Genomic DNA, 26,283 nt, shown 5'->3' with positions numbered 1-26,283 from the left:
CGCGAAGACGGGGCCACCCTCGCCAGCCACTTCACCGACCTGGCACCGCCCCTCAACGCACGCCAGGCCCAACTGGAAGCCTCGCGCTGCCTGTACTGCTACGACGCGCCTTGTGTGAATGCGTGCCCCAGCGAGATCGATATCCCCTCGTTCATCCGCAATATCCACACCGAAAACGTGCAGGGGGCCGCGCAAAAAATCCTCTCGGCCAACATCCTCGGTGGTAGTTGCGCACGGGTGTGCCCGACGGAAATCCTTTGCCAGCAAGCCTGCGTACGCAATAACGCCGAAGAATGCGCCCCCGTGCTGATCGGCCTGCTGCAACGCTACGCCATCGACAACGCGCACTTCAGCGAACACCCGTTCCAACGCGCCGCGTCCACCGGCAAGCGTATCGCCGTGGTCGGCGCCGGGCCTGCCGGTTTGGCCTGCGCTCACCGCGCCGCCTTGCACGGTCATGACGTGGTGATATTCGAGGCGCGGGAAAAAGCCGGCGGCCTGAATGAATACGGAATCGCCAAATACAAACTGGTGGACGACTTCGCCCAGAAGGAACTGGATTTCCTCCTGCAGATTGGCGGCATCGAGGTTCGCCACGGCCAGCGCCTGGGTGACAACCTGACCTTGAGCGAACTGCACCATCAGTTCGATTCGGTGTTCCTCGGCCTGGGGCTCGCTGCCAGCAAACAGCTGGGCCTGCCCTTTGAGGACGCCCCCGGCCTGCTCGCCGCCACCGACTATATCCGCGAACTGCGCCAGGCCGACGACCTCACCCAACTGCCCCTGGCCGACCGCTGCATCGTGCTCGGCGCCGGCAACACCGCCATCGACATGGCCGTGCAGATGGCCCGCCTCGGTGCCCGCGATGTCAACCTGGTGTACCGCCGTGGTCTGGCCGACATGGGCGCAACCCACCACGAACAGGACATCGCCAAGGCCAATCAAGTCCGGCTGTTGACCTGGGCCCAACCCGACGAGGTGTTACTCGACGACCAAGGCCGCGTACGCGGCATGCGCTTTGCCCGCACCCGCCTGGAAAACGGTCGCCTGCTGCCTACCGGGGAAACCTTCGAACTGGCCGCCGACGCGATCTTCAAGGCGATCGGGCAAGGCTTCGACAACGACGCCCTGCACGACCCGCTGGCCCAGCAACTGCATCGCGTCGGCGAGCGCATCTTCGTCGATGAGCAACTGCGCACCAGCATCCCAGGGGTGTATGCCGGCGGTGATTGCGTCAGCCTCGGCCAGGACCTAACCGTTCAGGCGGTACAACATGGCAAGCGGGCCGCCGAAGCCATGCATGCCCAACTCATGCTGACTGTGGAGGCTGCGTAATGGCCGATCTCTCGATTGTATTCGCCGGTATCAAAGCGCCCAATCCGTTCTGGCTGGCCTCCGCGCCGCCCACCGACAAAGCCTACAACGTGGTGCGCGCCTTCGAGGCCGGCTGGGGTGGCGTCGTGTGGAAAACCCTGGGGGAAGACCCGGCGGCGGTGAACGTGTCGTCGCGTTACTCCGCGCACTATGGCGCCAACCGCGAAGTGCTGGGCATCAACAATATCGAACTGATCACCGACCGTTCCCTGGAGATCAACCTGCGGGAAATCACCCAGGTGAAAAAGGACTGGCCGGACCGCGCACTGATCGTCTCGCTGATGGTGCCTTGTGTCGAAGCGTCCTGGAAAAACATCCTGCCCTTGGTAGAGGCGACCGGCTGCGACGGCATCGAGCTGAACTTCGGCTGCCCTCACGGCATGCCCGAACGGGGCATGGGCGCCGCCGTCGGCCAGGTGCCGGAGTACGTGGAGCAAGTGACGCGCTGGTGCAAGACCTATTGCTCGCTGCCGGTGATCGTCAAACTCACGCCGAACATCACCGACATCCGCGTGGCGGCGCGAGCGGCCTATCGCGGTGGCGCCGATGCGGTGTCGCTGATCAACACCATCAACTCCATCACCAGCGTGGACCTGGAACGCATGGTCGCGCTGCCGGTGGTCGGCACCCAGAGTACCCATGGCGGTTACTGCGGCTCGGCGGTCAAGCCGATTGCGTTGAACATGGTCGCCGAAATCGCCCGTGACCCACAGACCAACGGCCTGCCGATCTGCGGCATCGGCGGCATCGGTACCTGGCGCGACGCCGCGGAATTCGTCGCCCTGGGCTGCGGCGCGGTGCAGGTGTGCACGGCGGCGATGCTGCATGGGTTTCGCATCGTTGAAGAGATGAAGGACGGCTTGTCGCGCTGGATGGACAGCCAGGGCCATGCCAACCTGCAGGCGTTTTCCGGGCGGGCGGTGGGCAATACCACAGACTGGAAGTACTTGGACATCAACTACCAGGTCATCGCCAAGATTGATCAAGCGGCGTGCATTGGCTGTGGGCGTTGCCATATTGCCTGCGAGGACACCTCGCACCAGGCCATTGCCAGCTTGAAGCAGGCTGATGGCACGCATCTGTATGAGGTGATCGACGATGAGTGCGTGGGCTGCAACCTGTGCCAGATCACCTGCCCGGTGGCCGGCTGCATCGAGATGGTGCCGATCGATAACGGCAAGCCGTTTTTGAATTGGACGCAGGACCCGCGCAATCCTTACCGCGAAGCGGTGTAACCCTTGCCCCTCGTTCCCACGCTCCGCGTGGGAACGCACCCTGTGACGCTCCGCGTCACCCTGGCAAGAGCGGACGCAGAGCGTCCAGGGCGGCATTCCCACGCGGAGCGTGGGAACGATCAGCTCAGGGTTCCAAGCCAATCCCGCGCAAAATCACACCGGTCACTGTCTGAATGGCCTTCTCGAACTGCCTGTCCGACAACGGCTGGTGATCATTCAAAATCTTCACTTGGTGGTCAAAGTCGGCATAGTGCTGGGTCGAGGCCCAGATCATGTACAGCAGGCTCGAGGGCTCCACCGGCAGGATGCGTTTGTCTTGCACCCATTGGCGAATCTTCGCTTCCTTCATCTTGGCCCAGTCGCACAGGCTTTCATCCAGGGCCTCGCCGAGTGTGGGCGCGCCGTGGATGATTTCATTGGCCCAGACCTTGGAGCCATACGGACGCGTGCGCGAGCGCTGCATCTTGGCGCGGATGTAGCTGCTGAGCACCACACGGGGGTCATCAAAGGTTTCAAAGCTCAGGGCGTCCTGCTTCCACAATTCCAGCAGGTCGAACAGCACCGCGCTGTACAGCTCGCTCTTGGTGGTGAAGTAGTAATGCAGGTTGGAGCGCGGCAGTTGCGCTTCTTCGGCGATGTCGGCCATGGCGGTGCTGCCATAGCCTTTGTTGGCGAAGACCTTCTCCGCCGCCAGCAGGATTTTCTCGACGTTGACCCGACGAATTCCGATCTTGTGATTGCCCATAAGGGCTCCCTGACAACAACACGGCCTAAAGACTACCACCGGCTCTAGATCGGGGCGACAGGCCAAGCCGAAACTTCGTACACTGCCGGCTCCTATCCTCTGATCGGTGTTGAACAATGTTGCTCAAGAAGTCCCTGACCGCTGCTGTCCTGTTCACTGCCCTGCTGGGCGCTTCTGCCGCGTTTGCCCACGCCCACCTCAAGAGCGCGCAGCCTGCGGCTGACAGCCGCGTCGCCGCCCCCACAGACCTGCGCCTGACCTTCAGCGAAGGCGTCGAAGCCACCTTTACCAAGGTCTCCCTGAGCAAGGACGGCACCGAAATTGCCATCAAGGGCCTGGAAACCCCGGACGCCGACAAGAAAACCCTGGTGGTCACGCCTGCCGCTCCGCTGGCAAGCGGCACGTATAAGGTCGAATGGCATGCGGTGTCCGTCGACACTCACAAAAGCGAAGGCACTTACAGCTTCAAGGTCGGCCAATAACCCATGGCAACCCTGCTGGTGCTGTGCCGCTTCCTGCACTTTTGCGTCGTGTTGCTGATGTTCGGGGCCTGGGTGTTCAGGCCCTGGCTGCTCGGCGCTCACGTCGTGCAGCCGACACTGGACCGGCAATTGCTGCGCATCACCCGTGGCCTGGCCGGCTTGGGGCTGTTCACCGGGGTTGTGTGGTTGCTGTTGATCACCGCCAGCATGGCTGGCAGTTGGGACTCGGCGCTGCAACCGGCCACGGTGCAGTTGGTGCTGGGCAAAACCTTTTTTGGCCAGGTATGGACCTGGCATCTGCTGCTTAACCTGCTGCTGGTGATCGTGCTGATCAAGCCCTGGCCGGCCTTGCGCTTGCCGCTGCTCGCCCTGCTGCTGGCGACCCTGGCCCCCGTAGGCCACGGCGCCATGCTCGACGGGCTGAGTGGGCGGTTGCTGATCCTTAACCAGGTGGTGCACCTGCTGTGCGTGGGGGCCTGGCTCGGGGGGTTGCTGGTGTTGGTGCTGATCCTCAGGCATGCGCAAGACCATCGCCTAAAGCCGATTTTGCGCCGCTTCAGTGGTGTGGGATATGGCCTGGTCGCCGGCCTGTTGGTGACTGGCTTGATCAACGTGCGGGTGCTCACTGGGCAACTGTGGCCCACGCCGCTGTTCCAAGGGTTTGCCTTGATTTTGCTGATCAAGGTGGGGCTGGTGCTGGGCATGCTCGGGTTGGCGCTGTTGAATCGGTTGCGTATCAAGCGCTGCGAACAGCGCCTGGGCAGATTGAGAGCCAGTGTGATGATGGAGTGGCTGCTGGGCCTTGCAGCCGTGGCGGCGGTTTCCCTGCTTGGCACCCTGCCGCCGATGGTCATGGCTGGCTGAAAAGTCTTGTGCAATGCAATCAATGTGGGAGCTGGCTTGCCTGCGATGGCGGTGGATCAGTGACTGCATACTGTCTGATTCGCCGCCATCGCAGGCAAGCCAGCTCCCACACTGACCGTGCCCCCATCAGTTGAATCGTTTCACCCAGGTCATCGTATAACTTCTGCTTGACACGCCCTCAAAACCTCGCAAATATCGCGCTCAATGTTGTACGACAACGTATAACAAATAATAAAAACAACAAAACAAAGGGAGCCTCACTGTGAGTCAATCCGCCCGTCATTCTTGCACGCGCCTGGGCCTTCTCGGTCTCGGCAGCCTGGCCGTCACCCTGCCGCTGGACGTCAACGCCGAAGGTTTTATCGACGACGCCAAGGCCACGCTCAACCTGCGTAATGCCTACTTCAATCGCAACTTCACCAACCCGACCAACCCCCAGGGCAAGGCCGAAGAGTGGACGCAGAATTTTATCCTTGATGCCAAGTCCGGCTTTACCCAGGGCACGGTCGGTTTCGGGATTGACGTGCTGGGCCTGTATTCGCAAAAGCTTGATGGCGGCAAAGGCACCGCCGGCACCCAACTGTTGCCGGTGCATGACGATGGCCGCCCCGCCGACAATTTCGGGCGTCTGGGTGTCGCGCTGAAAACCAGGCTGTCGAAGACCGAGTTGAAGGTTGGCGAATGGATGCCGGTGCTGCCGATCCTGCGTTCCGATGATGGCCGCTCCCTGCCCCAGACCTTTCGTGGCGGCCAAATCACTTCCAATGAAATCGCCGGCCTGACGCTCTACGGTGGCCAGTTCCGCGGCAACAGCCCACGCAACGACGCGAGCATGGAAGACATGTTCATGAACGGCAAAGCCGCGTTCACTTCGGACCGTTTCAACTTCGGCGGCGGCGAATACACCTTCAACGACAAACGTACCCAGGTCGGCCTGTGGTACGCCGAACTGACTGATATCTACCAACAGCAGTACCTCAACCTCACCCACAGCCAGCCGCTGGGCGACTGGACTCTGGGCGCCAACCTCGGGTTCTTCAACGGCAAGGAAGACGGCAGCGCCCTGGCCGGCGACCTCGATAACAAGACCCTGTTCGCTCTGCTCTCGGCCAAATACAACGGCCACACCTTCTACGTTGGCCTGCAAAAACTCAGCGGCGACAGCGCCTGGATGCGCATCAACGGCACCAGTGGCGGCACCCTGGCCAACGACAGCTACAACGCCAGCTACGACAACGCCAAGGAAAAGTCCTGGCAGGTGCGCCACGACTTCAACTTTGTGGTGCTCGGCGTTCCGGGGCTGACCCTGATGAACCGCTATATCAGCGGCAGCAATGTACACACCGGAGCGATCACCGACGGCAAGGAGTGGGGACGTGAGTCGGAGTTGGCCTACACGGTGCAGAGCGGTGCGCTGAAGAACCTCAATGTGAAGTGGCGCAACTCGACCATGCGTCGGGATTTCAGCAATAACGAGTTCGATGAGAACCGGATTTTTATCAGCTATCCGATTTCGTTGTTGTAGCTCCAAAGGCAAATCCGATCTCTAAGGTGCCACCTATCCATGTGGGAGCTGGCTTGCCTGCGATAGCGGTGGGTCAGTTACCACATCCTTTTCAGACTCACCGCTATCGCAGGCAAGCCAGCTCCCACCTTTGATCTCATGTGCCTGGAAGGACGTTGACAACACCAGGAATCCCTAACACTATTTCCCCATAGTCATACGACAACCTACAACAAAAATCTGGAAGGCCCATGACCACCACCACCCCCGCTCCCTTCAATCGTCTGTTGCTCACTGGTGCCGCCGGCGGCCTGGGCAAAGTCCTGCGTGAACGCATGCGTCCTTATGCCCAGGTGCTGCGCCTTTCGGATATCGCTGAAATGGCCCCCGCCACCGATGCTCGCGAAGAGGTACACACCTGCGACCTGGCCGACAAACACGCCGTGCATCAGTTGGTAGAGGGCGTCGACGCCATCCTGCACTTTGGCGGCGTTTCGGTGGAGCGCTCGTTCGAAGAAGTACTGGGCGCGAATATCAGTGGCGTGTTCCATATCTACGAAGCCGCCCGCCGCCACGGGGTCAAGCGGGTGATCTTCGCCAGTTCCAATCACGTGATCGGTTTCTACAAACAGGGCGAGCAACTTGACGCCCATTCCCCGCGCCGCCCGGACAGTTACTACGGCCTGTCCAAGTCCTACGGCGAAGACATGGCCAGTTTCTACTTCGACCGTTATGGCATCGAGACCGTGAGCATCCGTATCGGCTCCTCGTTCCCGCAACCGCAGAACCGAAGGATGATGCACACCTGGCTCAGCTTCGACGACCTGACCCAACTGCTCGAACGGGCGCTGTACACGCCCAACGTCGGCCATACCGTGGTGTACGGCATGTCGGCCAACCTCGACACCTGGTGGGACAACCGCTACGCCGCGCACCTGGGCTTTGCCCCCAAGGACAGCTCCGAAGTGTTCCGCGCCCAGGTCGAAGCCCAACCGCCCGTGGCCGCCGATGACCCGGCCAAGGTCTACCAGGGCGGTGCGTTCTGCGCGGCGGGGCCGTTCGGTGACTGAGTGCCCAGCAACCCAAGGGAATGACTATGCCTGCTGAATTGATTGTCGATGCCCGCAATGCCGTGGGCGAATGCCCGGTGTGGGTGCCTGAAGAAAACGCGCTGTATTGGGTGGATATCCCCAACGGTGGCTTGCAACGCTGGAACGCCGCCACCGGCCATCTGGCAGCGTGGAAAGCCCCAGAGATGCTCGCCTGTATTGCGCGCACCCAGGCAGGCAATTGGGTCGCCGGCATGCAAACCGGCTTCTTCCAACTCACACCCCACAACGACGGCAGCCTCGACACCGTGCCGCTGGCCAGCCTCGAGCATTCGCGCAAGGACATGCGTTTGAACGATGGCCGCTGCGATCGCCAGGGCCGTTTCTGGGCCGGCAGCATGGTGCTGGACATGGGCTTGAACGCCGCCGAAGGCGTCCTTTATCGCTATGGGTCCGGGGCTGCGCCCCACGCGCAACTGGACGGGTTCATCACCCTCAACGGCCTGGCCTTCAGCCCCGATGGCCGCACGATGTACGCTTCCGATTCGCACCCGAAGGTGCAAAAGGTCTGGGCGTTCGACTACGACATCGAGACCGGCACACCGTCCAATCGCCGCCTGTTCGTTGATATGAACGACTTCCCCGGGCGGCCCGACGGTGCAGCCGTGGACGCCGAGGGCGGCTACTGGATCTGCGCCAACGACGCCGGGTTGGTTCACCGTTTCACCCCGGACGGTCGCCTGGACCGCTCCCTGAGCGTGCCCGTGAAAAAACCCACCATGTGCGCCTTCGGTGGCAGCCGCCTGGACACCTTGTACGTCACTTCCATCCGTGACGACCCGAGTGAGCAGTCGCTGTCTGGTGGCGTGTTCGCCCTCAACCCCGGCGTCCAAGGGCTGCCCGAACCCCGCTTCATCGTTTAATCGCTGTGCCTTGAATACAACAATAACAAGACAGGAGTGACTTCCATGGACTTCAAACGCACCTTGCTCGCCGCTGCAATCTTCACCCTCAGCAGCGCCGCCCACGCGCTGGAAATCAAGTTCGCCGACATCCACCCCGCTGGCTACCCCACCGTGGTCGCCGAAGAGAACATGGGCAAGGCCCTGACCAAGGCGAGCAACGGCGAGCTGACCTTCAAGTACTTCCCCGGCGGTGTGCTGGGCTCCGAGAAGGAAGTGGTCGAACAGGCCCAGGTCGGCGCAGTGCAAATGACCCGCGTCAGTCTCGGCATCGTCGGCCCGGTGGTGCCGGACGTGAACGTGTTCAACCTGCCGTTCGTGTTCCGCGACCAGGCCCATATGCGCAAGGTCATCGATGGCGAGATCGGCGACGAGATCCTCGCCAAGATCACCAACTCCGAGTTCGGCCTGGTGGCCCTGGCCTGGATGGATGGCGGCACGCGCAACCTCTATACCAAGAAACCGGTGCGCAAGATCGAAGACCTCAAGGGCATGAAGATCCGCGTGCAAGGCAACCCGATTTTCATCGAAGCCTTCAACGCCATGGGCGCAAACGGCATTGCCATGGACACCGGCGAGATCTTCAGCGCCCTGCAGACCGGGGTCATCGACGGCGCGGAAAACAACCCGCCGACCTTGCTGGAACACAACCACTTCCAGAACGCCAAGTACTACACCCTCACCGAACACCTGATCCTGCCTGAACCTATCGTGATGTCGAAAATCACCTGGAACAAGCTCGACCCCGCCCAGCAGGACATGGTCAAGGCCGCTGCCAAGGCCGCCCAGGCTGATGAGCGCGTGCTCTGGGACGCCAAGTCCGCCAGCAGTGAAGAGAAACTCAAGAAGGCCGGCGTGGAGTTCATCACCGTCGATAAAAAGCCCTTCTATGAGGCCACCGCCCAGGTGCGTGCCAAGTACGGTGCGCCGTATGCGGACATGATCAAGCGCATCGACGCGGTTCAATAACCTCCCCTGCCCCTGCATAAGGCCCGGCGCGGTCGGCATCGACGCGCCCGGTCACGGTGAACGCCATGAAGACTTTACTGCTGCGCTTCAACGACCGCCTCTACATGACCTGCATCTGGGTCGCCGGCCTTTCGGTCCTGGGGGTGGCCTTGATCATTCCCTGGGGTATCTTCGCCCGCTACGCCCTCGGCACCGGTTCCAGCTGGCCGGAGCCCACCGCCATCCTGCTGATGCTGGTGTTCACCTTTATCGGCGCCGCTGCCAGTTACCGTGCCGGCGCGCACATGTCGGTGGCGATGATCACTGACCGCTTGCCGCCTGTCCAACGCCGCCTCGTCGGCATCCTCTCGCAACTGCTGATGGGCACCATCTGCGTGTTCATGACGATTTGGGGCACCAAGCTGTGCCTGTCCACCTGGAACCAATTCATGAGCGCCATCCCTACCCTGCGCGTGGGCATCACCTACATGCCGATCCCGATTGGCGGCGTGCTGACCCTGGTGTTCGTGGTCGAAAAGCTGCTGCTCGGTGATCAGAGCAACCGCAAGGTGGTGCGTTTCGATCTGGTTGAAGAAAACGAAGGGGCCGCCTGATATGGACGCATTGATTCTGTTGGGCAGCTTTGTTGTATTGATTCTGATCGGCATGCCGGTGGCCTACGCGTTGGGGCTGTCGGCGCTGATTGGCGCGTGGTGGATCGACATCCCGTTCCAGGCCCTGATGATTCAGATTGCCGGTGGGGTGAACAAGTTTTCGCTGATGGCGATTCCGTTCTTCGTGCTGGCCGGGGCGATCATGGCCGAGGGCGGCATGTCGCGGCGCCTGGTGGCCTTTGCCGGGGTGCTGGTGGGCTTTGTGCGTGGCGGATTGTCCCTGGTCAATATCATGGCTTCGACGTTTTTTGGCGCGATTTCCGGCTCATCCGTGGCCGATACCGCGTCGGTCGGCTCGGTGCTGATTCCGGAAATGGAACGGCGGGGTTATCCGCGCGAATTCGCCACCGCCGTGACCGTCAGCGGTTCGGTGCAGGCGCTGCTGACGCCGCCCAGCCATAACTCGGTGTTGTACTCACTGGCGGCGGGCGGCACGGTCTCCATCGCCTCGCTGTTCATGGCCGGTGTGGTGCCGGGCTTGTTGATGAGCGCGTGCCTGATGGTGCTCTGCCTGATCTTCGCGAAAAAGCGCGACTACCCCAAAGGCGAAGTCATCCCCTTGAAGCAGGCGCTGAAGATCGCCGCCGATGCGCTCTGGGGCCTGATGGCCATGGTGATCATCCTCGGCGGCATCCTCTCGGGCATCTTCACCGCCACCGAGTCGGCGGCGATTGCGGTGTTGTGGGCATTCTTCGTGACCATGTTCATCTACCGCGACTACAAATGGCGCGAGCTGCCCAAGCTGATGCACCGCACGGTGCGCACCATTTCCATCGTGATGATTCTGATCGCCTTCGCCGCCAGCTTCGGCTACATCATGACCCTGATGCAGATCCCGGCGAAGATCACCACGCTGTTCCTGACCCTGTCGGACAACCGCTACGTGATCCTGATGTGCATCAACGTCATGCTGTTGTTGCTGGGCACGGTGATGGACATGGCGCCGCTGATTCTGATCCTCACGCCGATCCTGATGCCGGTGATCCTGGGCATCGGCGTCGACCCGGTGCACTTTGGCATGATCATGCTGGTGAACCTGGGCATCGGCCTGATTACCCCGCCGGTGGGCGCGGTGCTGTTCGTTGGTGCGGCGGTGGGCAAGACCAGTATCGAGAAAACCGTGAAGGCACTGCTGCCGTTTTATGCGGTGTTGTTCTTGGTGCTGATTGCGGTGACCTACATCCCGGCGTTGTCGCTGTGGTTGCCCCATTTGGTGCTGTAAACCTTCTTTCAGAAACAAAAGTGAGCAACTGTGGGAGCTGGCTTGCCTGCGATAGCGGTGTATCAGTCACGGATGCATTGACTGACAGGTCGCTATCGCAGGCAAGCCAGCTCCCACACTTGCATTCTCAGTGTTTGTTTTGACTTCACTAAGCAGGTCAATCGTGATTGAGCTTTCGGATCAATTCACCCATCTGGTGCTCGCCCCCGCCATCGGCGGCAGCCTCGTCAATTGGACGGTGCGCGCCACCGGGCAGCCGCTGTTACGGCACAGCGATGCACAGGCGATCAATACCGGGCTGCCGGGCAAGCTGGGTTGCTATCCCTTGGCACCCTGGTCCAACCGAATCGCCCAAGGCGGGTTCGACAACCCCGGTGGTTGGCTGGCACTGGCAGCTAATAGCCTCACTGATCCTTTACCGATTCACGGCTCGGCCTGGCAGCAGGCATGGCAGGTGGTGAGCCATACCACGCATGAAGTGGTGCTGGAATTGGAATGCGCCACACCCTTCGCCTATCACGCCCGCCAGCGGGTACGCTTGAACAACGGTGAGTTGAATATCGATTTGTGCGTGACTCACTTGGCCGAGCAACCCGCGTGGCATGGGCTGGGCTTGCATCCGTACTTACCGCGCTGGCCGGGTACGCGGCTGCTGGCCAAGGCTGGGCAAGTGTGGATGAGTGATACAGCCAAGCTGCCCACCGAGTTGGCACCGGTTCCCGAAGCCTGGGATTTCCGACAACTCAAAGGATTGCCAAAGGGGCTGGTGGACAACGGCTTTTGCGGCTGGGATGGGCACTGCCTGATCGAACAACCGGAGCTTGGCTACCGTCTCGAATGCCAGGCCAGCGGCGCCGATTATTTCCTGTTGTACTGCCCGCCGGGGTTGGAGTTTTTCTGCATCGAGCCGGTGAGCCATCCAGTGAATGCCCATCACCTGGCGGGCAAGCCTGGCCTGAAGCTGTTGGAGCAAGGCCAGTCAACCCACCTCAATTTCAACCTGAAATACACGCCAAGCGTGCCAGTGTCAGGGCGGTGAATTTTTGAGACGCCCTGCCGTGTCGATACTCACCACCACCGACAACCCCGGCCGCAAGCGCTCACTCTCGGCTTGATCCGGATCCACGGTGATGCGCACGGGCACCCGCTGGGCGATCTTGACGAAGTTGCCGGTGGCGTTGTCCGCCTGCAACAGGCTGAACTCGGAACCGGTGGCCGGGGAAATATGCTGCACCGTGCCATGGAATTTGCGGTGGTTCAGCGCATCCACGGTGAACGTCACCGGCTGGCCGACCTGCACATTGTCCATCTGGGTTTCTTTCATATTGGCAATCACCCACAACTGCTTGGGCACCAGGGCCATCAGTTGCGCGCCGGAATTGACATAAGCGCCCAGGCGCACGCCAATCTGCCCCAGCTGACCATCCCGTGGCGCCGTGATGCGGGTATTGGACAGGTCGATGCGCGCCAGTTCCACTGCCGCCTCGGCACTCGCGACAGCTGCCTCCAGGGAGCCGCGGTTGACGATCACCGTCTGCAAATCCTGGCGCGCAATTTCCAGGCTGGCCTGGGCCTGGGCCACGGCGGCGATGGTCTGCGCATTGGCGGCACGGGTCACGTCCAGTTCGCGTTTGGACACCGAACCATCGCTGATCAGTTCTTCATTGCGGCGCAAATCCGCAGTGCTCTTGCGTGCCTGAGCCTGACTGTCGACCAACGCGGCCTGGCGCAGCTTGATGGTCGCTTCGGCGCTGTTACGTTGCTGCACCACGTTGGCCAACGAGGCCTTCTGCACCGCCAGTTGTGCCAGGGCCTGGTCGAGGCGTTGCTTGTAGATACGGTCATCCAGGCGCACCAGCAGGTCGCCGGTCTTGACGTACTGGAAGTCCTGCACCGGCACTTCGAACACATAGCCACTGAGTTGCGGGCCGATAATCGTCACCTGCCCACGCACCAGGGCGTTTTCGGTGGTTTCCACCGCGCTGCTGAACGGCGGCAGTTGCCAGGCGTACAACACGATCAGCACACCGATGATGGCGATGGCGGCAAAGCCCAGGGACGAGATGATCCGCACGCGCAAGGGCCGCAATTGGGTGGGCACCGCGCCCGGTGGCGTGCTGCCTTCCGGCGTGGCGGCAATGGCAGTCGTGGTGGTGGTTGAAGGTTCAGTCATGAAGTCGCGCCGCTGGGTTGAACAGGAGGAGTTGCCTTGGTAGTGCTCATCAGCCACAGGCTGCGGGTGAAGATCCACAGCATGGTCAGGATCGCGATAATCGCGATCAGCATGAAGACATCGTTGTAAGCCATGACGTTCGCCTCACGGGTGGCCGCCGTGGCCAGGCTGCGGATGCCCATGAGGTTGCGCAGTTCCGGGTCAGCGACGATCTTGCCATAGGCCGTCCCACCACTCTGCACCCGCGCCGCCACAAGCGGATCGATCAGGGTCAGGTGCTCGACGATCATGCTCGAATGGTACTTCTCGCGCACGATCTGGAAGGTGCCCAGCAACGCCGCGCCGATCAGGCCGCCAAGGTTCTGGCAGATCCCGAACATCACCGAGAAGCTCACCAGGTTGCGCGGGTTGGTCAGTACGTTTTTGGTGCCCAGCACCATGGTCGGCCCCAGGAAGAATGTACCGCCGAAGCCTAGCAGGAACTGGCTGATATAGAGGTTCTGCGGACGGGTCAGGTTGCTGGAAAAACTGTCCATCACCGAACCGGTCGCCATCAGCGCCAGGGAGATGATCAGCGGCATCAGCAAATGCGCCGGGTTGATCGTCAACGCGCTGACCACCAGCCCGGCAATCGCCCCGGCCAGCATCACCACGTACAGGGTGTGCATCTGCTGGTAGCTCATGTTCAACATCTGCATGAACCCCACCGCACCGGTGGATTGCTCGGACAGCACCATGCGAATCAGCACCACCGCCAACGCCAGGCGGATCATCACGCCGCTGCCCAGCCAGCGCGTCATCAGCATCGGGTTGCTGCGGTTATGCTCGATGGCGAGCCCCGCCATGATCAGCACCAGGGAACAGGCGGAGGCCACGCCGATCCACGGCGCTTCCAGCCACCAGTCAATACGCCCCAGGGACAGCACAGCGCAGAGCAAGGCTACGCCGCTGGCGAGGATGGCAAAGGTTAGAAAATCGAGTTTTTCAAAGGTCTTGAAGCGATCACCCGGCGGCAGCTTGAGCAGGAACACGCAGCCCAGGCAGATCAGCGCCAGGCCCAGTTCGAACAAATACAGCCCGCGCCATTCAGCGATCTGCAGCAAGTCTTCGGAAAACAGCCGCGCCAGCGGTAACGCCAACTGCGCGGTGCCCAGCCCCAGTACCAGCGCTTTCAGCCGCCACTTGGCCGGGAATGCCTGGATCATGTAGTACAAGCCCAACGAACTGAGCGCCGCACCCACCATGCCATGGGCGGCCCGTACCGCAATTGCCGAACTGAGGTCATTGACGAATAAGTGGCCGAAGGTCACCAGCGCGTAGAGCACCAGGAACACCTCGGTAAACGCACGCAGGCCGAACTGCTGGCGAAACTTCACCAGCAGCAGGTTCATGCACACGTTGGTCATCACATAGGCGGCGGGCAGCCAGGCCATTTCCGCGGTGGTCGCGCCCAGGGCGCCTTGCAGGTATTGCAGGTTGGCGATGACCAGGGCGTTACCCAAGCCGCCGGTGATTGCCACCAGCACGCCGACCAGCGCGAAGAGCCAGCGCTTATGCGTAGGGTGCAGCGGCGTCGACGGCGAGCCAGGCAGGCTCGGCCGCTCGTGGGGTTGCCAGGTGTGGGGTGTGTATTTATCCATTCGGTGACCTTGGTAAGCCGGGGTGCAAGGCCGGTGAATCCGTTATACAGAGGAACAGTAACCTGAGAGGCGTTCATGTTGCCATCTTGAGGACGCAATTGATCGTCAATGGGGCACAGTCAAATGGGGTCCACTGCCTGGGATCATTTGTCTTGCCCCTTCGTTCGGGCTACATGCCCAGCGCTTGAACTCAGCGATCAGGGTCCGGCTTGATCGCTATATCAGGCACCGGCTTATAGAACGGTCCATAGTCCAGCAGTAGCTCCTCGCCTCTCTTGATGTCCTTGAGCGCCACATAGAACGTCAGGTTTTTCCCGACCGCGATGGACACGACATTGTTGGACATCCACACAGGCCCCTCGCCCAGTTGCGAGGTATTGATCAGGCTCAGGGTGTTGCCAGTGTGCAGGCCGCTCACCGTCCGGGTACCCGAGCGCGTACCGAACAGGTAAGTCATTACAGCCCGCGAACCCTGCTTGCGCTGCTCCTCGAACAGTGACGCTTCGTCTGCATGGTATTTGCCTGCATAAGGGCCAAGCACTTCATATTGGGGGATATCGCGCCGCGCCCATACCGAAGCGCCGCGAGCCGGCCCACCATCGTCCAACGGCGTGACCACTTCCAGGGCATCATCAAATCGGGCCTGATGCTGACCTTCGGTGCGCAGCCAGTCTTTGATCGATGCCTTGATCTGTGCTGAAACCCTCGCTTTAGTCGGGCTATCAAGGCCGTCGAGCACGCCATTCCAGTAGGAGATGCGGATGTCATCGATCGGGCCTTCAAGTGATTGGGTCAAGCTGATTCTGGGGTTCACCGGGTCCTGCAGAATCGGCAGCGTGTTGTCGATTTGATGATGAGGTAATGTCGGGAAGTCGCTGGGTTCAACCTTGATCACCACGGGCTGGGCTGCCGAAGAGGGGGCTGGGGCCTCCAGGCCTTGCGTTGTGCCGGCACCGACCTTTGATTGCGGCGGGTCCAAGGGCTCTGATGCGGGGCGTTTTCGTGAAGTATCTGCAGCCGGTTGCTCTGGAACGGGAAACGGCCCAGTGCCTTGCTGTAACCGTCCGAGACGTTGCGAGGCGATCGCTGTAAATGAGCCATCCACTTTAACGTACTTACCCCATAGGTCTGGACTGAGTCTGTGCTGTTGCACAAACTGCGCCTGCGTGACGGAGTTGCCTGGGCTCTCGGCAAGCGCTTGCCACTGGCGTAAAAGGTCAGCGGTAATCCTGCGATAGGCGCCATCGGTTACATTCTTCATCAGGGCTTCGCCGGCCGCCGACAGGCCACCATCAGTGCGGACATGCGCTCTGAACGAATGCACATTCAGGTTATGCTGAACGGCGAACCCCTCCATGGTCATGGCGTCACGCTCCTGCTGTGTCAGCTTTTGCCACATATCGATATGCGTTTCGGTCACCCTACCCGCCGCCATGTTGGCAGAGCGGTCGCGCACCGTCACGCCGGCAGGGCTCAGTTTGCCGTCAGGCTGCACGTAATACTCAAAGGTTCTCGCAGATATGTGTTTCTGGCGAGCAAAGCCCCTGCGTGTAAGGCTTCGTCGCTGCGCGGGCGGCAACGCCTCCCACTCGCGCAAATGCCCAGCCGTGATCAACTCCATGGGCGCCCTCGGAACATGGGCGATCGGGCCCAGTGCGGCGCGCTCAAGACGTTCGCTGGCGGTCTTTTTCAAGGAACCATCAACGTTGACCCAGTCTCTCCAAGTGGCTGGATGGAGCCCGTTCTCGCTCGTGAACTGCGCTTGGGTGACCGTGTTATTCGGGTCCTCGAAATAGGTTTTCCACTGGCGAAGGTGGTCATCGGTAATCTTGTTAGGGGCCACACCGGCCACCCTGTCCATCAGTTCTCTACCGACCGGCCCCAATGTACCGTCTCGCCGCACATGGGTTTTGAATGAGCCTGGATTAACGTGATAAAGCTCGGCAAACCCCTCGATAGTCATTTCGTCACGCGCCGTCTGGGGCATGTCTTGCCAATCACGGATATGGGTTTCAGTCACGGCATAAAATGGCGTATTGGGTGCACGGTCGCGTAGCGCCACGCCGGTAGCGGTCAACTGGCCATCTGGTTTTACATAGCGCTTGAACACTTTTGGGTGGATATGTTGCTGCCGGGCAAAGCCTGCGGGGGTAAGGCTTTGCTGCTGCTCCAATGATAACGCCTGCCAAGCGCGCAAATGATCAGCCATGGGGGGCGGGGCCTGAACGGTGGACGCCCGCGCTGCGTTTTGCTGTGCGCGTTCCAGACGCTGCGCGCCCGCCTCCTTCAACGAACCATCCGCGTGGACGTACTGCGCCCAGCTACGTTGGCTTAGCCCGTACTGGCTCACGAACTGTGCTGACGTCAATGTGTTGTCTGGTTGCCCGAAAAGCTCATTCCACTGACGTAAATGCTCATCGGTAATCTGGTTGTTTTTGGTGCGAATGGAGGAGTTGATCAGCGTTTCCCCGCGGCTCATCAGGGTGCCGTCCTTGCGCGCATACGTTTTGAACGTGCCCGGCCGAAGATTATGAAGAACGGCAAAACCTTCCTGGGTCATTTCGTCACGCTGCGCTTGGGTCATGTTTTTCCAATCACGCACATGCGTTTCGGTCACCTTATCGGAGAATGCGTTGGCGGGGCGGTCACGTACGATCACGCCGCTATCGCTCAACTGACCGTCAGGCTTCACAAAGAACTCAAAGGTTTTCTGGGTAAGTTGATTCTTTTTGGCAAAGCCCTTGCGGGTAAGACTGGCCTGTTCATCCGGCGACAAGGCCTCCCAGGCCTTCAAGTGCTCAGCAGTGATCTGCCCACCACCGGGTGCGCCCAGGCGTTGCCATTCGTCACCCTGTATATGCTGGACCAGCAACTCGGTCTGCCGGTTGTTGTGATAAACCCGGGCCTGCACGGTGCCGTCTTCCGTGCGAGACACCTGGCGCACCTCATACACCGCTGTGTCACCGTTGCTGTCAGTATGGCGTATGTGCGAGGAGTGCCCATCGGCTGCCACATATACGCCCTGGCTGTTGCGTGTGAGCCCTGCGATCTGGGATTCAGGCACTTTAAAGTGCCCGAACAGCTCATGGCTCAACTCACTTAGCCCATCGAAGCTCGCGGTGTCCACCTCACCGTCGACAGCCTGGGTTGCGGCCTTGAACTCATCGAGCGGGCCGCCATAAGGCCGCATCGCGTCGGCATCGAATGCATACCACTTGCCGCCTTTGAGCACCGCGGCTCCCTCCACCGTCTGGCCTGCCACCTTCACAGTGCCTGTTGCGGCGGCTTCATATTGTTTGCTGATAGTTTTCAACACCTCGTAACTGCCCGTGGCGCCTCTTAGCTTGTTGATGGCCTTGACGCCTTTGGACAGCACATAAAGACCACCGCTGGCCACCAACCGGGGCAAATCACCCACCCCGCCCACAGGGTTGAGCACATCAATGGCCGCCACACCGATGACCTTGGCCGCCCGCAATGCTTTTGCGCCGGTGGAAAGCGCAGAGCGGCCGACCTTGAGGAGTTTTCCGGCGGTAGCGGCGCCAGTGGTAAGAAAGCCGAAAACATCCAGCAAGAGATCGAATGTGCCTGTGCCGTACTGGCCATTCTGAAAGTTGACGATGGCGGACCTGAACGGGATCAGGTTCAACAAAAACTCGCTCAACTGCGCGTTCGCCGTGTCCAGAGCGGTCTGCCCGCGAGCTTGCTGCTTGATAGCCGGATCATCGAGTTCAAGATGTTCCACGAAAGCCGTGCCGATCGCATGGGATCGAGCGCTGGCAAAGCTATCCCATGGTGAGTTATTCAGCGGTCGCTCACGCCCCAGATCATCGGCTTCATGGCTGGGCGTGAACGCTTTGGTCGTCGCAACTTTGTTGCCCTCCCTGGACTCCTTGATCCTCGCATCGTGAAGGCTCGCCCTTTCAATCGTGCCTTTATTGAAGTCGATGACGTAGGCGTGGGATGTGCCGTGCAGTTCGGTCTTGACCAGCAGTCCCGGTTTATTTTGCCCATACGTATTATTGAAATGCCCATCCATGACGTATGAGCCTTCCTGGAAAAAGCTTATTTTTCCAAATTCCAGGCGCTGGCGATCCTCCAGCGGCAGCTGCGCGATCATGTGCCGGACCGTTGTATTGACGGCGGCCTTTTTGTCCTCGATCGCACGGCTGAACTGCCGTTCGAATTCTGCCGGCACGCCAAATTGCCGGTTAGCGTTCAAAGCCTTCAAGACCCTTTGCAGGTCATTGCCTTTGAGTGAACTGCTGGGTTCATGCGCTTTGAAAGGCCGGGGTTCCAGCCAGTCGATCATGGCGATATCCACAAGCGAAAGCCCTCCCCCTTCAATCGCCACATAGTGTTGATCAACAGCAAATACTTTTTCTTCGAAAAACGCGCCAAGGTCGCCAAATCGCTCTTTGAGCGTCGCTATTACGATCTCTTTTCGCGTGGGCAATGCATTGTCCAGTGCCTGGGAGGCAGCAAGCCGGGTGTCCATCTGCGCGTTGAATGCGGTTCTTGCCGATTCAAGTTGCGCGGGCAGATAGTCGCCATTCTGTCTTTTTGTGAGAACGCCACTGGCCACGGCCCAGTCCAGTAACGCCACCGTTTGTGCCGCTTGGGTGACTGCCGGGTCAACCCGCTGCGCTTCTTGCGCCTCGCTCATGACCTGGGCAAACGTCATGCCGGGGACTTTGCCCGGTGTCTGCGCCTCAATCGTCATCGCAGCAATCGCCAGGCTGGCCCATGCCTGGCTGCCGACTTTCACCGTCGCAGGAATATCTTTGATCAGAAACTGCGGCGCCGATTTGGCCAGCAACAGGTACGCACCGACGCTCGCCAGTGCAGCACTGCTTTTGCCAGTATTGCTCAAATGCTCGGCCAAGCTGGCCACTACCGTGGCTGCGGTGTGCCCTTGATGGGTGTCACTGCTCAGATCGAACCCGGCGACCTTGTTGCGATCGGGTGCGGTGATCGACTCAGGGTCCAACTGCAATAGGATGGCGGCCAGCAAGTAGTCTCTCGCGCTACTTTCGTTGTCAATACCTTGCATCGCTTGCTGCAGCGCTTTGCCCATCCGTTGCCCTTGGGGGGAATTGACCAGCGCTTCGAGTATTTTGGCCGGGTCGTTCCCCGCCTCTGCCGGCAGCGGCTGGCGATAGCGCAGGAACTCCAGTACGCCACCCTTGGTTTGCAGCACCAGCGGCTGGTCGCCCAGAGGGTGTGCGTAATTCATCGTCACAAGACGCAAGCGCCGCTGCTCGTCTGCACTCAAGGGATTTGGCCAGGACAATGCCCCGCCCAAAGGGCCCAGTGAGAACACAGGACTGTTGGGTAATGGCAAATTCTGGCTGGGACGCTGGGGCGTCATCGAGGGTTCAAGGTCATCGGCCACGGGCGATGGCCGTTTTTCAGCGTCTGGCAAGGGAAGCGAAAAATGCGTATGTGCTGCGGTAATTGTCATAAAGCGCCTGTGCATAGTCGAAGAATCATCCAGGCAAAAGCGCGTTTCGGCGCTTGCGGCCGTTCACTGAGTGTCAGCGCTCAATGAGGAGGTTCCTGACCAAGTACAAGATTTCGTGACAGCGCACGGGTACAGCGTCAGAGCAACGCGCTGGTTAGCATGCCAATCGCCACCACCCCACACAGGCTGGCGAACCCCACTTGCAACACCCGCGCGGGGATCATCGAACACAACCGCCTTCCCGCCAACATGCCGACGACACTCGCACCAATAAACGCCCAGCCCACCGGCTCGATACTCACGCCCGCATGAAACGCACCGGCCACGCCGATCAGCGACAGCAGGCTGACCACCATCAACGACGTGGCGACGATGCCACGCATCTGCACATCGGTGAGCTGCTTGAACGCCGGCACGATCAGGAAGCCGCCGCCCACGCCCAGCAAGCCCGATACAGCACCGGTCACCGCACCCAATGCGGCCAGGGTGGCGCTGCACTTAGCGGTCCAGGCCAGGCGCCCGGTCTGCTGGTTGAGCATGCAGTTTTTCTGGCCCCACGACGCCGCGCCATGGTCACTCGGCCCGGCCTCGCGCTTTTCCCGTTGCAGCATGCGCCAGGCCACCAGCACCATCAGCGCGCTGAACAGGCCCATCAGCACCGGTTCCGAGAGTTGGTGGGCGACGAACACGCCCAACGGCGAAAACAGCGCGCCAAGCAAGGCGATCAGCAACGCCGCGCGATACCGCACCAGGCCATGGCGCAAGCCATCAATGGCCCCCACCGCTGCCGCCGCGCCCACCGCGAGCAATGACACGGGCGCGGCCTGGGTCATGGTCAAGCCCAGTCCCAGCACCAGCGCCGGCACCCCGAGGATGCCGCCGCCCGCGCCGGTCAGCCCCATGACCAGGCCCATCAATACACCCAACACACTGGCCAGCAGCATTCAGTCCACCTTGCTCAGACGGGTCAGCCACTCGCGGCCCTTGAGCATGCCGTTCCAGTAGAACCACGGCAGCAGCGTGGCCTTGAGGAACCACATCGAACGGCGTGCCTGCGTGGGATCGAGGGGAAAGGTCGGCAGCAACTTGCCGCCGTAGCCAAACTCGGCCAGCACCACCTTGCCCTTCTCCACCGTCAGTGGGCAGGAACCGTAGCCGTCGTATTTGAGCGGCAATGGCGCCTGTTTGCGCAGGGCCAGCAGGTTTTCGGCCACCACCACGATTTGCTTGCGCACCGCCGCAGCAGTCTTGGCGTTGGTGGTGCCGCACACATCGCCAAGGCCGAAGATATGTGGGTAGCGCAGGTGTTGCAGGCTGTGGGGGTTCACTTCGCACCAGCCGGCGGCATCGGCCAGCGGGCTCTGGCGGATAAAGTCCGGGGACAACTGCGGCGGTACGACGTGGAGCATATCGAAGGTTTTCTCTTCGACCGTCGCGTTGCCTTGGGCGTCTTTGACTTCAAACCAGGCTTTGCGCGCCGGACCGTCGACTTTTACCAGGTTGGAATTGAACGCCAGGCGGGCGTTGTATTTTTCGACGTACTTCATCAGCGGCGGCACAAAGGTTGGCACACCGAACAACGCGGCACCGGCCAGGTTGAATTCGACGTCGATGTGTTTGAGGTCACCCTGCTTGAGCCAGTGGTCGCAGGACAGGTACATGGCTTTTTGCGGCGCGCCGGCACATTTGATTGGCATCGCCGGCTGGGTGAACAACGCCTTGCCACCCTTGAGTTGCTGCACCAGCTGCCAGGTGTACGCGGCGTGCTCGTAGCTGTAGTTGGAGGTGACACCGTGCTGGCCGAGGGTGTCTTGCAGGCCTTCGATTTTTTCCCAGGCCAGGCGCAGGCCGGGGCAGACGATGAGGTTCTTCCAGGTGACGCGCTGGCCGCTGTCGAGCACCAGGGTGTTTTCATCGGGCAGCACTTCGCTGACGGCGGCCTGCACCCAGCTGACGCCATTGGGTAGCACATCGGCCAGGGGCCGGCGGGTCTTTTGCAGGTCGTAGGCGCCGCCGCCGACCAGGGTCCAGGCCGGCTGGTAGCAGTGGTAGTCGTTGGGTTCGATCAGGGTGATGTTCAGCTGCGGGTCGCGCTTGAGCAGGCTGGCCAGCAGGCCGATGCCTGCCGAGCCGCCGCCGATGACTACGATATCGCCACTGATGGTGGGTCCCCAGTGTTGTTCGGTCATTGTCTACTGCCTTTTTGAGTCAATGCACACAAGGGTCGCTGCCGGATGGCGTCACGCCCAGCTTTTTATGACCGCGCCGCAATACAGCCCGGACAGGGTCTTCATCACTTGAATCACTTCATGGCTGGCCAGCCCGTAGAAAATGTATTTGCCTTCCCGACGGGTGGCGACCAACCCTTCATCGCGCAAGATGCCCAACTGTTGTGACAGGGTGGGCTGGCGTACCCCGGTCAGGGCTTCCAGCTCGCCGACGTTGCGCTCGCCCTGGGTCAACTGGCACAGGATCAACAAGCGGTCTTCATTGGCCAGGGCCTTGAGCAAGGCACAGGCCTTGGACGCCGATGCACGCAGCTGGGCGACCTCGCCCTCACTCAACGTAGATTCCATTTGCCTCGGGTCCTTTAAGTCACTTAAGCTCAAAACATTATGTGTAAACATAAACTGATTGTAACCACTTTTTTCTTCAGCAGAGACAGCCGCCATGCCAGCGTTGATTCAAGCCTTTCTGGATGACGCATCGTCGACCTACACCTATATCGTCTATGAAGCCGATGGCGGCCCTTGCGCCATCGTCGACTCGGTGCTCAATTACGACCCGGCGTCCGGGCGCACCGACACGACGCAAGCCGACAAGGTGATCGCCTTTGTGCGCGAGCATGGCCTGCACGTGCAATGGCTGCTGGAAACCCACGCCCACGCTGACCACCTGTCCGCCGCGCCCTACCTGCGTCGCACCTTGGGCGGCAAGATCGCGATAGGCGAGTCGATCAGCAAGGTGCAGGGCGTGTTCAAAAACCTGTTCAACCTCGAGCCGGAATTTCGCGTGGACGGCTCGCAGTTCGATCACCTGTTTGCGCCGGATGAAATCTTTCATATCGGCAACTTGAAGGCCCAGGCGTTGCATGTGCCCGGACACACCCCCGCCGACATGGCCTATTTGATCGATGGCCGCTTGATCCTGGTGGGCGACACCCTGTTCATGCCCGACGTCGGCACCGCCCGTTGCGACTTCCCCGGCGGCGATGCGCGGCAGTTGTACGCGTCGATGCGCAAGCTGTTGGCGTTCCCTTCAGACACCAAGCTGTACGTGTGTCATGACTACCCGCCCGAGGGTCGAGAAGCCAAATGCCAGACCACCGTGGCGGAACAGCGGGCGGGCAATATCCATGTGCATGACGGCGTGGATGAAGCGGCGTTTGTAGAGATGCGCACCCAACGCGATGCTGGATTGGGCATGCCGACGTTGTTGCTGCCGGCAATCCAGGTGAATGTGCGAGCGGGGAATATGCCGCCGGCGGAAGAAAACGGCGTGACCTACCTGAAGATCCCCCTCAACCAACTCTAGAAGCACCGGCCCCCTGTGGGAGCTGGCTTGCCTGCGATAGCGGTGGGCCAGTTGCGTCTTGATACAACGCTGTAGCGCTCAACGGTAACTACGATGCGAAGCGAGCCGCTCTTGCTCTTGATCTGCTTTTGATCTTGATCTTAGGCGCCCCATCAAACCACGCTGGCCGGAATTGGCGAGTGGTGGGGCAAGAGCGTTTTTACTTTTGGGCTCTTTTCAAAAGTAAGCCGCTGTAAAAGCGGAACCCTAAGTGGCCGTTACCGCAGGAATGGATATGTACACAATCCAGCTACGTTGACTGTGAGGCCGTCTTCGCAGGCAAGCCAGCTCCCACAGTTGGATCGTTAGGGTGTCAGGTAGGTAATCGTCGGCTGTCAGGCCGCCATCGCGAGCAAGCCAGCTCCCACAGTTGGATCGTTGGGTGTCAGGTAGATTGGCGTCGGCTGGCAGGCCGTCATCCCAGGCAAGCCCTACATTTTGTCCCGTGTTGAATCAGGAACCGAGGCTGATGCCATTGGCCGGCAATGGCAATGCGGTTTTGTAGCGCACTTGCTTCAAGGCAAAGCTGGAGCGAATGTTCGCCACCCCCGGCACCTTGGTCAAAAAGTCCATCATGAAACGCTCCAGCGACTGAATCGTGGGCACCAACACCCGGATCAAATAGTCCGGGTCGCCGGCCATCAGGTAGCACTCCATCACCTCAGGCCGATCCGAGATCGCCCCTTCGAATTGCTGCAGCGCCAGCTCGTTCTGTTTTTCCAGGCTCACATGGATGAACACATTGACGTGCAGCCCCAGCAAATCAGCATCCAGCAGCGTGACCTGCTCACGAATCAGCCCCAGTTCTTCCATCGCCTTGACCCGGTTGAAACACGGCGTGGGCGACAGGTTGACCGAGCGGGCCAGGTCGGCATTGGTGATCCGGGCATTCTCCTGCAGGGCGTTGAGAATGCCGATATCGGTACGGTCCAGTTTGCGCATGAGACAAAATCACCTGTTTATTATGTTTATGCAGTTTTTTTATCCGCAAATGACCGTGAGCGCAATGAAACACAGATAAATATTCTTCTACGCCACGCCTATGATTGTTGTAGGACAAGATTTCTTCTACCCGAAGACTGACTGTCAGCTAGCGCGCCCACTACAAGAAATTCACAAGATAGAGCGTAGAAAGCCATGACCCAGCCGTATGCACCGCTGCGCCTGCATGTTCCCGAACCCTCGGGCCGCCCAGGCTGCAAGACCGACTTTACCTACCTGCGTTTGACCGACGCCGGCCTGGTACGCAAACCCGCCATCGACGTAGAACCGGCCGACACCGCCGACCTGGCCAAGGGCCTGATCCGTGTGCTCGACGATCAGGGCCAGGCCCTGGGTCCGTGGGCCGAAGGTGTCTCCACCGAGATCATGCGCCGCGGCATGCGCGCCATGCTCAAGACGCGCATTTTCGACAACCGCATGGTGGTCGCCCAGCGTCAGAAAAAAATGTCGTTCTACATGCAAAGCCTTGGCGAAGAAGCCATCGGCAGCGCCCAGGCCCTGGCCTTGAATATCGACGACATGTGCTTCCCCACCTATCGCCAGCAAAGCATCCTGATGGCCCGCGAGGTGCCGCTGGTGGACCTGATCTGCCAACTGCTGTCCAACGAGCGCGACCCGCTCAAGGGCCGTCAGTTGCCGATCATGTATTCGGTCAAGGAGGCGGGCTTCTTCACTATTTCCGGCAACCTTGCCACCCAATTCGTGCAGGGCGTGGGCTGGGGCATGGCCTCGGCGATCAAGGGCGATACCAAGATCGCCTCGGCCTGGATTGGCGACGGCGCCACTGCTGAATCGGATTTCCACACCGCCCTCACCTTCGCCCACGTGTACCGCGCGCCAGTGATTCTCAACGTGGTCAACAACCAGTGGGCGATTTCCACCTTCCAGGCCATCGCCGGCGGTGAAGCCACCACCTTCGCCGGACGCGGCGTCGGTTGCGGCATCGCTTCCCTGCGCGTGGACGGCAACGACTTTATCGCCGTGTACGCCGCCTCGGCCTGGGCTGCCGAGCGTGCGCGCCGCAACCTGGGGCCCACCCTGATCGAGTGGGTCACCTACCGCGCCGGCCCACACTCCACCTCCGATGACCCATCCAAGTACCGTCCCGCCGACGACTGGAGCCACTTCCCGCTGGGCGATCCGATTGCCCGCCTCAAGCAGCACCTGATCAAAATTGGCCAGTGGTCCGAAGAGGAACACGCGGCGGTCAGTGCCGAACTTGAAGCCGAAGTGGTCAAGGCGCAGAAGGAAGCCGAACAGTACGGCACCCTCGCCGGTGGCCAGATTCCAAGCGCCGCGACCATGTTCGAGGATGTCTATAAAGAGATGCCGGAGCACTTGAAGCGCCAGCGTCAAGAGTTGGGGGTGTGAC

General features: G+C 60.6%; 21 protein-coding genes. 13 read left to right on the top strand and 8 right to left on the bottom strand.

The window, feature by feature from the left end; translation table 11 throughout:
* Together BMH52_RS03655 and preA are read left to right on the top strand one after the other, a co-directional pair.
* On the top strand, positions 1–1,335 hold a 1,335-nt coding region (locus tag BMH52_RS03655), incomplete at its 5' end, for an NAD(P)-dependent oxidoreductase (RefSeq protein ID WP_073842944.1).
* Complete coding sequence (gene preA / locus BMH52_RS03650; protein WP_014718999.1) at positions 1,335–2,609, top strand: NAD-dependent dihydropyrimidine dehydrogenase subunit PreA; 1,275 nt, start codon at positions 1,335–1,337, stop codon at positions 2,607–2,609. The genes BMH52_RS03655 and preA, both read left to right, overlap by 1 nt.
* A 124-nt stretch (positions 2,610–2,733) precedes the next feature.
* On the opposite strand, the gene BMH52_RS03645 is transcribed toward preA, so the two are convergent.
* A complete protein-coding gene (locus BMH52_RS03645; RefSeq protein WP_073842942.1) occupies positions 2,734–3,354 on the bottom strand; it encodes a TetR/AcrR family transcriptional regulator in 621 nt (206 codons plus the stop codon).
* Positions 3,355–3,470: 116 nt separating this feature from the next.
* Here BMH52_RS03645 and copC point away from each other — a divergent pair, with 116 nt between their 5' ends.
* The 9 genes from copC to BMH52_RS03600 all read left to right on the top strand — a co-directional run bounded on the left by copC (position 3,471) and on the right by BMH52_RS03600 (position 12,098).
* The gene (gene copC / locus BMH52_RS03640; RefSeq protein WP_014719001.1) at positions 3,471–3,836 is read left to right on the top strand and encodes a copper homeostasis periplasmic binding protein CopC; all 366 of its coding nucleotides are present in this window, start codon (positions 3,471–3,473) and stop codon (positions 3,834–3,836) included.
* 3 nt (positions 3,837–3,839) lie between these two features.
* The gene (gene copD, locus BMH52_RS03635; protein ID WP_073842940.1) at positions 3,840–4,700 is read left to right on the top strand and encodes a copper homeostasis membrane protein CopD; all 861 of its coding nucleotides are present in this window, start codon (positions 3,840–3,842) and stop codon (positions 4,698–4,700) included.
* A gap of 262 nt (positions 4,701–4,962) precedes the next feature.
* Complete coding sequence (locus BMH52_RS03630; RefSeq protein ID WP_073842938.1) at positions 4,963–6,225, top strand: OprD family porin; 1,263 nt, start codon at positions 4,963–4,965, stop codon at positions 6,223–6,225.
* 230 nt (positions 6,226–6,455) lie between these two features.
* Positions 6,456–7,274, top strand: coding sequence for an NAD(P)-dependent oxidoreductase (locus tag BMH52_RS03625; RefSeq protein WP_032903439.1), 819 nt, complete (start codon positions 6,456–6,458; stop codon positions 7,272–7,274).
* A gap of 26 nt (positions 7,275–7,300) precedes the next feature.
* On the top strand, positions 7,301–8,176 hold the full coding sequence (locus tag BMH52_RS03620) for an SMP-30/gluconolactonase/LRE family protein (protein WP_073842936.1): 876 nt from the start codon (positions 7,301–7,303) through the stop codon (positions 8,174–8,176).
* 45 nt (positions 8,177–8,221) lie between these two features.
* Positions 8,222–9,184, top strand: coding sequence for a TRAP transporter substrate-binding protein (locus BMH52_RS03615; protein ID WP_014719006.1), 963 nt, complete (start codon positions 8,222–8,224; stop codon positions 9,182–9,184).
* Positions 9,185–9,249: 65 nt separating this feature from the next.
* Entirely contained in the window at positions 9,250–9,777 is a 528-nt protein-coding gene (locus BMH52_RS03610; RefSeq protein WP_073842934.1) for a TRAP transporter small permease, read from the top strand.
* A 1-nt stretch (position 9,778) separates the two neighbouring features.
* Positions 9,779–11,059 carry a TRAP transporter large permease gene (locus BMH52_RS03605; RefSeq protein WP_014719008.1) on the top strand — a complete coding sequence of 427 codons (1,281 nt, stop codon included), beginning with the start codon at positions 9,779–9,781 and terminating at the stop codon, positions 11,057–11,059.
* A gap of 163 nt (positions 11,060–11,222) precedes the next feature.
* Entirely contained in the window at positions 11,223–12,098 is an 876-nt protein-coding gene (locus BMH52_RS03600) for an aldose 1-epimerase (protein ID WP_073842932.1), read from the top strand.
* Here BMH52_RS03600 and BMH52_RS03595 read toward each other — a convergent pair.
* The 6 genes from BMH52_RS03595 to BMH52_RS03570 all read right to left on the bottom strand — a co-directional run bounded on the left by BMH52_RS03595 (position 12,087) and on the right by BMH52_RS03570 (position 22,912).
* Positions 12,087–13,232, bottom strand: a complete 1,146-nt coding sequence (locus tag BMH52_RS03595; protein WP_003192298.1) for an HlyD family secretion protein — start codon at positions 13,230–13,232, stop codon at positions 12,087–12,089. The two genes, BMH52_RS03600 and BMH52_RS03595, sit on opposite strands and share 12 nt — an antisense overlap.
* On the bottom strand, positions 13,229–14,872 hold the full coding sequence (locus tag BMH52_RS03590; protein ID WP_073842930.1) for an MFS transporter: 1,644 nt from the start codon (positions 14,870–14,872) through the stop codon (positions 13,229–13,231). The genes BMH52_RS03595 and BMH52_RS03590 overlap by 4 nt, the downstream gene beginning before the upstream one ends.
* A gap of 190 nt (positions 14,873–15,062) precedes the next feature.
* Entirely contained in the window at positions 15,063–20,336 is a 5,274-nt protein-coding gene (locus BMH52_RS03585) for an SET domain-containing protein-lysine N-methyltransferase (RefSeq protein WP_073842928.1), read from the bottom strand.
* A gap of 137 nt (positions 20,337–20,473) precedes the next feature.
* The gene (locus BMH52_RS03580) at positions 20,474–21,280 is read right to left on the bottom strand and encodes a sulfite exporter TauE/SafE family protein (RefSeq protein WP_073842926.1); all 807 of its coding nucleotides are present in this window, start codon (positions 21,278–21,280) and stop codon (positions 20,474–20,476) included.
* Positions 21,281–22,525, bottom strand: coding sequence for an FAD/NAD(P)-binding oxidoreductase (locus BMH52_RS03575; RefSeq protein WP_072433860.1), 1,245 nt, complete (start codon positions 22,523–22,525; stop codon positions 21,281–21,283).
* Positions 22,526–22,576: 51 nt separating this feature from the next.
* Positions 22,577–22,912 carry a helix-turn-helix transcriptional regulator gene (locus BMH52_RS03570; RefSeq protein ID WP_003174875.1) on the bottom strand — a complete coding sequence of 112 codons (336 nt, stop codon included), beginning with the start codon at positions 22,910–22,912 and terminating at the stop codon, positions 22,577–22,579.
* Positions 22,913–23,006: 94 nt separating this feature from the next.
* Here BMH52_RS03570 and BMH52_RS03565 point away from each other — a divergent pair, with 94 nt between their 5' ends.
* Positions 23,007–23,870, top strand: coding sequence for an MBL fold metallo-hydrolase (locus BMH52_RS03565; RefSeq protein WP_073842924.1), 864 nt, complete (start codon positions 23,007–23,009; stop codon positions 23,868–23,870).
* Positions 23,871–24,362: 492 nt separating this feature from the next.
* Here the strand turns inward: BMH52_RS03565 and bkdR are convergent, their stop codons facing one another.
* Positions 24,363–24,851, bottom strand: coding sequence for a Bkd operon transcriptional regulator BkdR (bkdR, locus tag BMH52_RS03560; RefSeq protein ID WP_003174877.1), 489 nt, complete (start codon positions 24,849–24,851; stop codon positions 24,363–24,365).
* 195 nt (positions 24,852–25,046) lie between these two features.
* Here bkdR and BMH52_RS03555 point away from each other — a divergent pair, with 195 nt between their 5' ends.
* Positions 25,047–26,282 (top strand): 3-methyl-2-oxobutanoate dehydrogenase (2-methylpropanoyl-transferring) subunit alpha, encoded by a 1,236-nt coding sequence (locus tag BMH52_RS03555; protein ID WP_014719015.1) that lies wholly within the window; start codon positions 25,047–25,049, stop codon positions 26,280–26,282.
* Position 26,283: the final 1 nt, after the last annotated feature.

The sequence above is a fragment of the Pseudomonas sp. BTN1 genome, from assembly GCF_001907715.1.
Taxonomy (GTDB): Bacteria; Pseudomonadota; Gammaproteobacteria; order Pseudomonadales; family Pseudomonadaceae; genus Aquipseudomonas; species Aquipseudomonas paracarnis.
Note: the sequence above shows the minus strand (reverse complement) of the source record. Positions and strands in the feature narration are given on the sequence as shown.

Excerpts from the sequence above, each read along its gene's own strand:
- BMH52_RS03595 (WP_003192298.1), bottom strand. The coding sequence starts at position 13,232 with ATGACTGAACCTTCAACCACCACCACGACTGCCATTGCCGCCACGCCG.
- BMH52_RS03585 (WP_073842928.1), bottom strand. The coding sequence starts at position 20,336 with ATGACAATTACCGCAGCACATACGCATTTTTCGCTTCCCTTGCCAGAC.
- BMH52_RS03565 (WP_073842924.1), top strand. The coding sequence starts at position 23,007 with ATGCCAGCGTTGATTCAAGCCTTTCTGGATGACGCATCGTCGACCTAC.
- copD (WP_073842940.1), top strand. The coding sequence starts at position 3,840 with ATGGCAACCCTGCTGGTGCTGTGCCGCTTCCTGCACTTTTGCGTCGTG.
- BMH52_RS03570 (WP_003174875.1), bottom strand. The coding sequence starts at position 22,912 with ATGGAATCTACGTTGAGTGAGGGCGAGGTCGCCCAGCTGCGTGCATCG.
- BMH52_RS03575 (WP_072433860.1), bottom strand. The coding sequence starts at position 22,525 with ATGACCGAACAACACTGGGGACCCACCATCAGTGGCGATATCGTAGTC.
- BMH52_RS03610 (WP_073842934.1), top strand. The coding sequence starts at position 9,250 with ATGAAGACTTTACTGCTGCGCTTCAACGACCGCCTCTACATGACCTGC.
- BMH52_RS03605 (WP_014719008.1), top strand. The coding sequence starts at position 9,779 with ATGGACGCATTGATTCTGTTGGGCAGCTTTGTTGTATTGATTCTGATC.
- BMH52_RS03625 (WP_032903439.1), top strand. The coding sequence starts at position 6,456 with ATGACCACCACCACCCCCGCTCCCTTCAATCGTCTGTTGCTCACTGGT.
- preA (WP_014718999.1), top strand. The coding sequence starts at position 1,335 with ATGGCCGATCTCTCGATTGTATTCGCCGGTATCAAAGCGCCCAATCCG.
- BMH52_RS03580 (WP_073842926.1), bottom strand. The coding sequence starts at position 21,280 with ATGCTGCTGGCCAGTGTGTTGGGTGTATTGATGGGCCTGGTCATGGGG.
- copC (WP_014719001.1), top strand. The coding sequence starts at position 3,471 with ATGTTGCTCAAGAAGTCCCTGACCGCTGCTGTCCTGTTCACTGCCCTG.
- BMH52_RS03555 (WP_014719015.1), top strand. The coding sequence starts at position 25,047 with ATGACCCAGCCGTATGCACCGCTGCGCCTGCATGTTCCCGAACCCTCG.
- bkdR (WP_003174877.1), bottom strand. The coding sequence starts at position 24,851 with ATGCGCAAACTGGACCGTACCGATATCGGCATTCTCAACGCCCTGCAG.
- BMH52_RS03645 (WP_073842942.1), bottom strand. The coding sequence starts at position 3,354 with ATGGGCAATCACAAGATCGGAATTCGTCGGGTCAACGTCGAGAAAATC.
- BMH52_RS03620 (WP_073842936.1), top strand. The coding sequence starts at position 7,301 with ATGCCTGCTGAATTGATTGTCGATGCCCGCAATGCCGTGGGCGAATGC.
- BMH52_RS03615 (WP_014719006.1), top strand. The coding sequence starts at position 8,222 with ATGGACTTCAAACGCACCTTGCTCGCCGCTGCAATCTTCACCCTCAGC.
- BMH52_RS03590 (WP_073842930.1), bottom strand. The coding sequence starts at position 14,872 with ATGGATAAATACACACCCCACACCTGGCAACCCCACGAGCGGCCGAGC.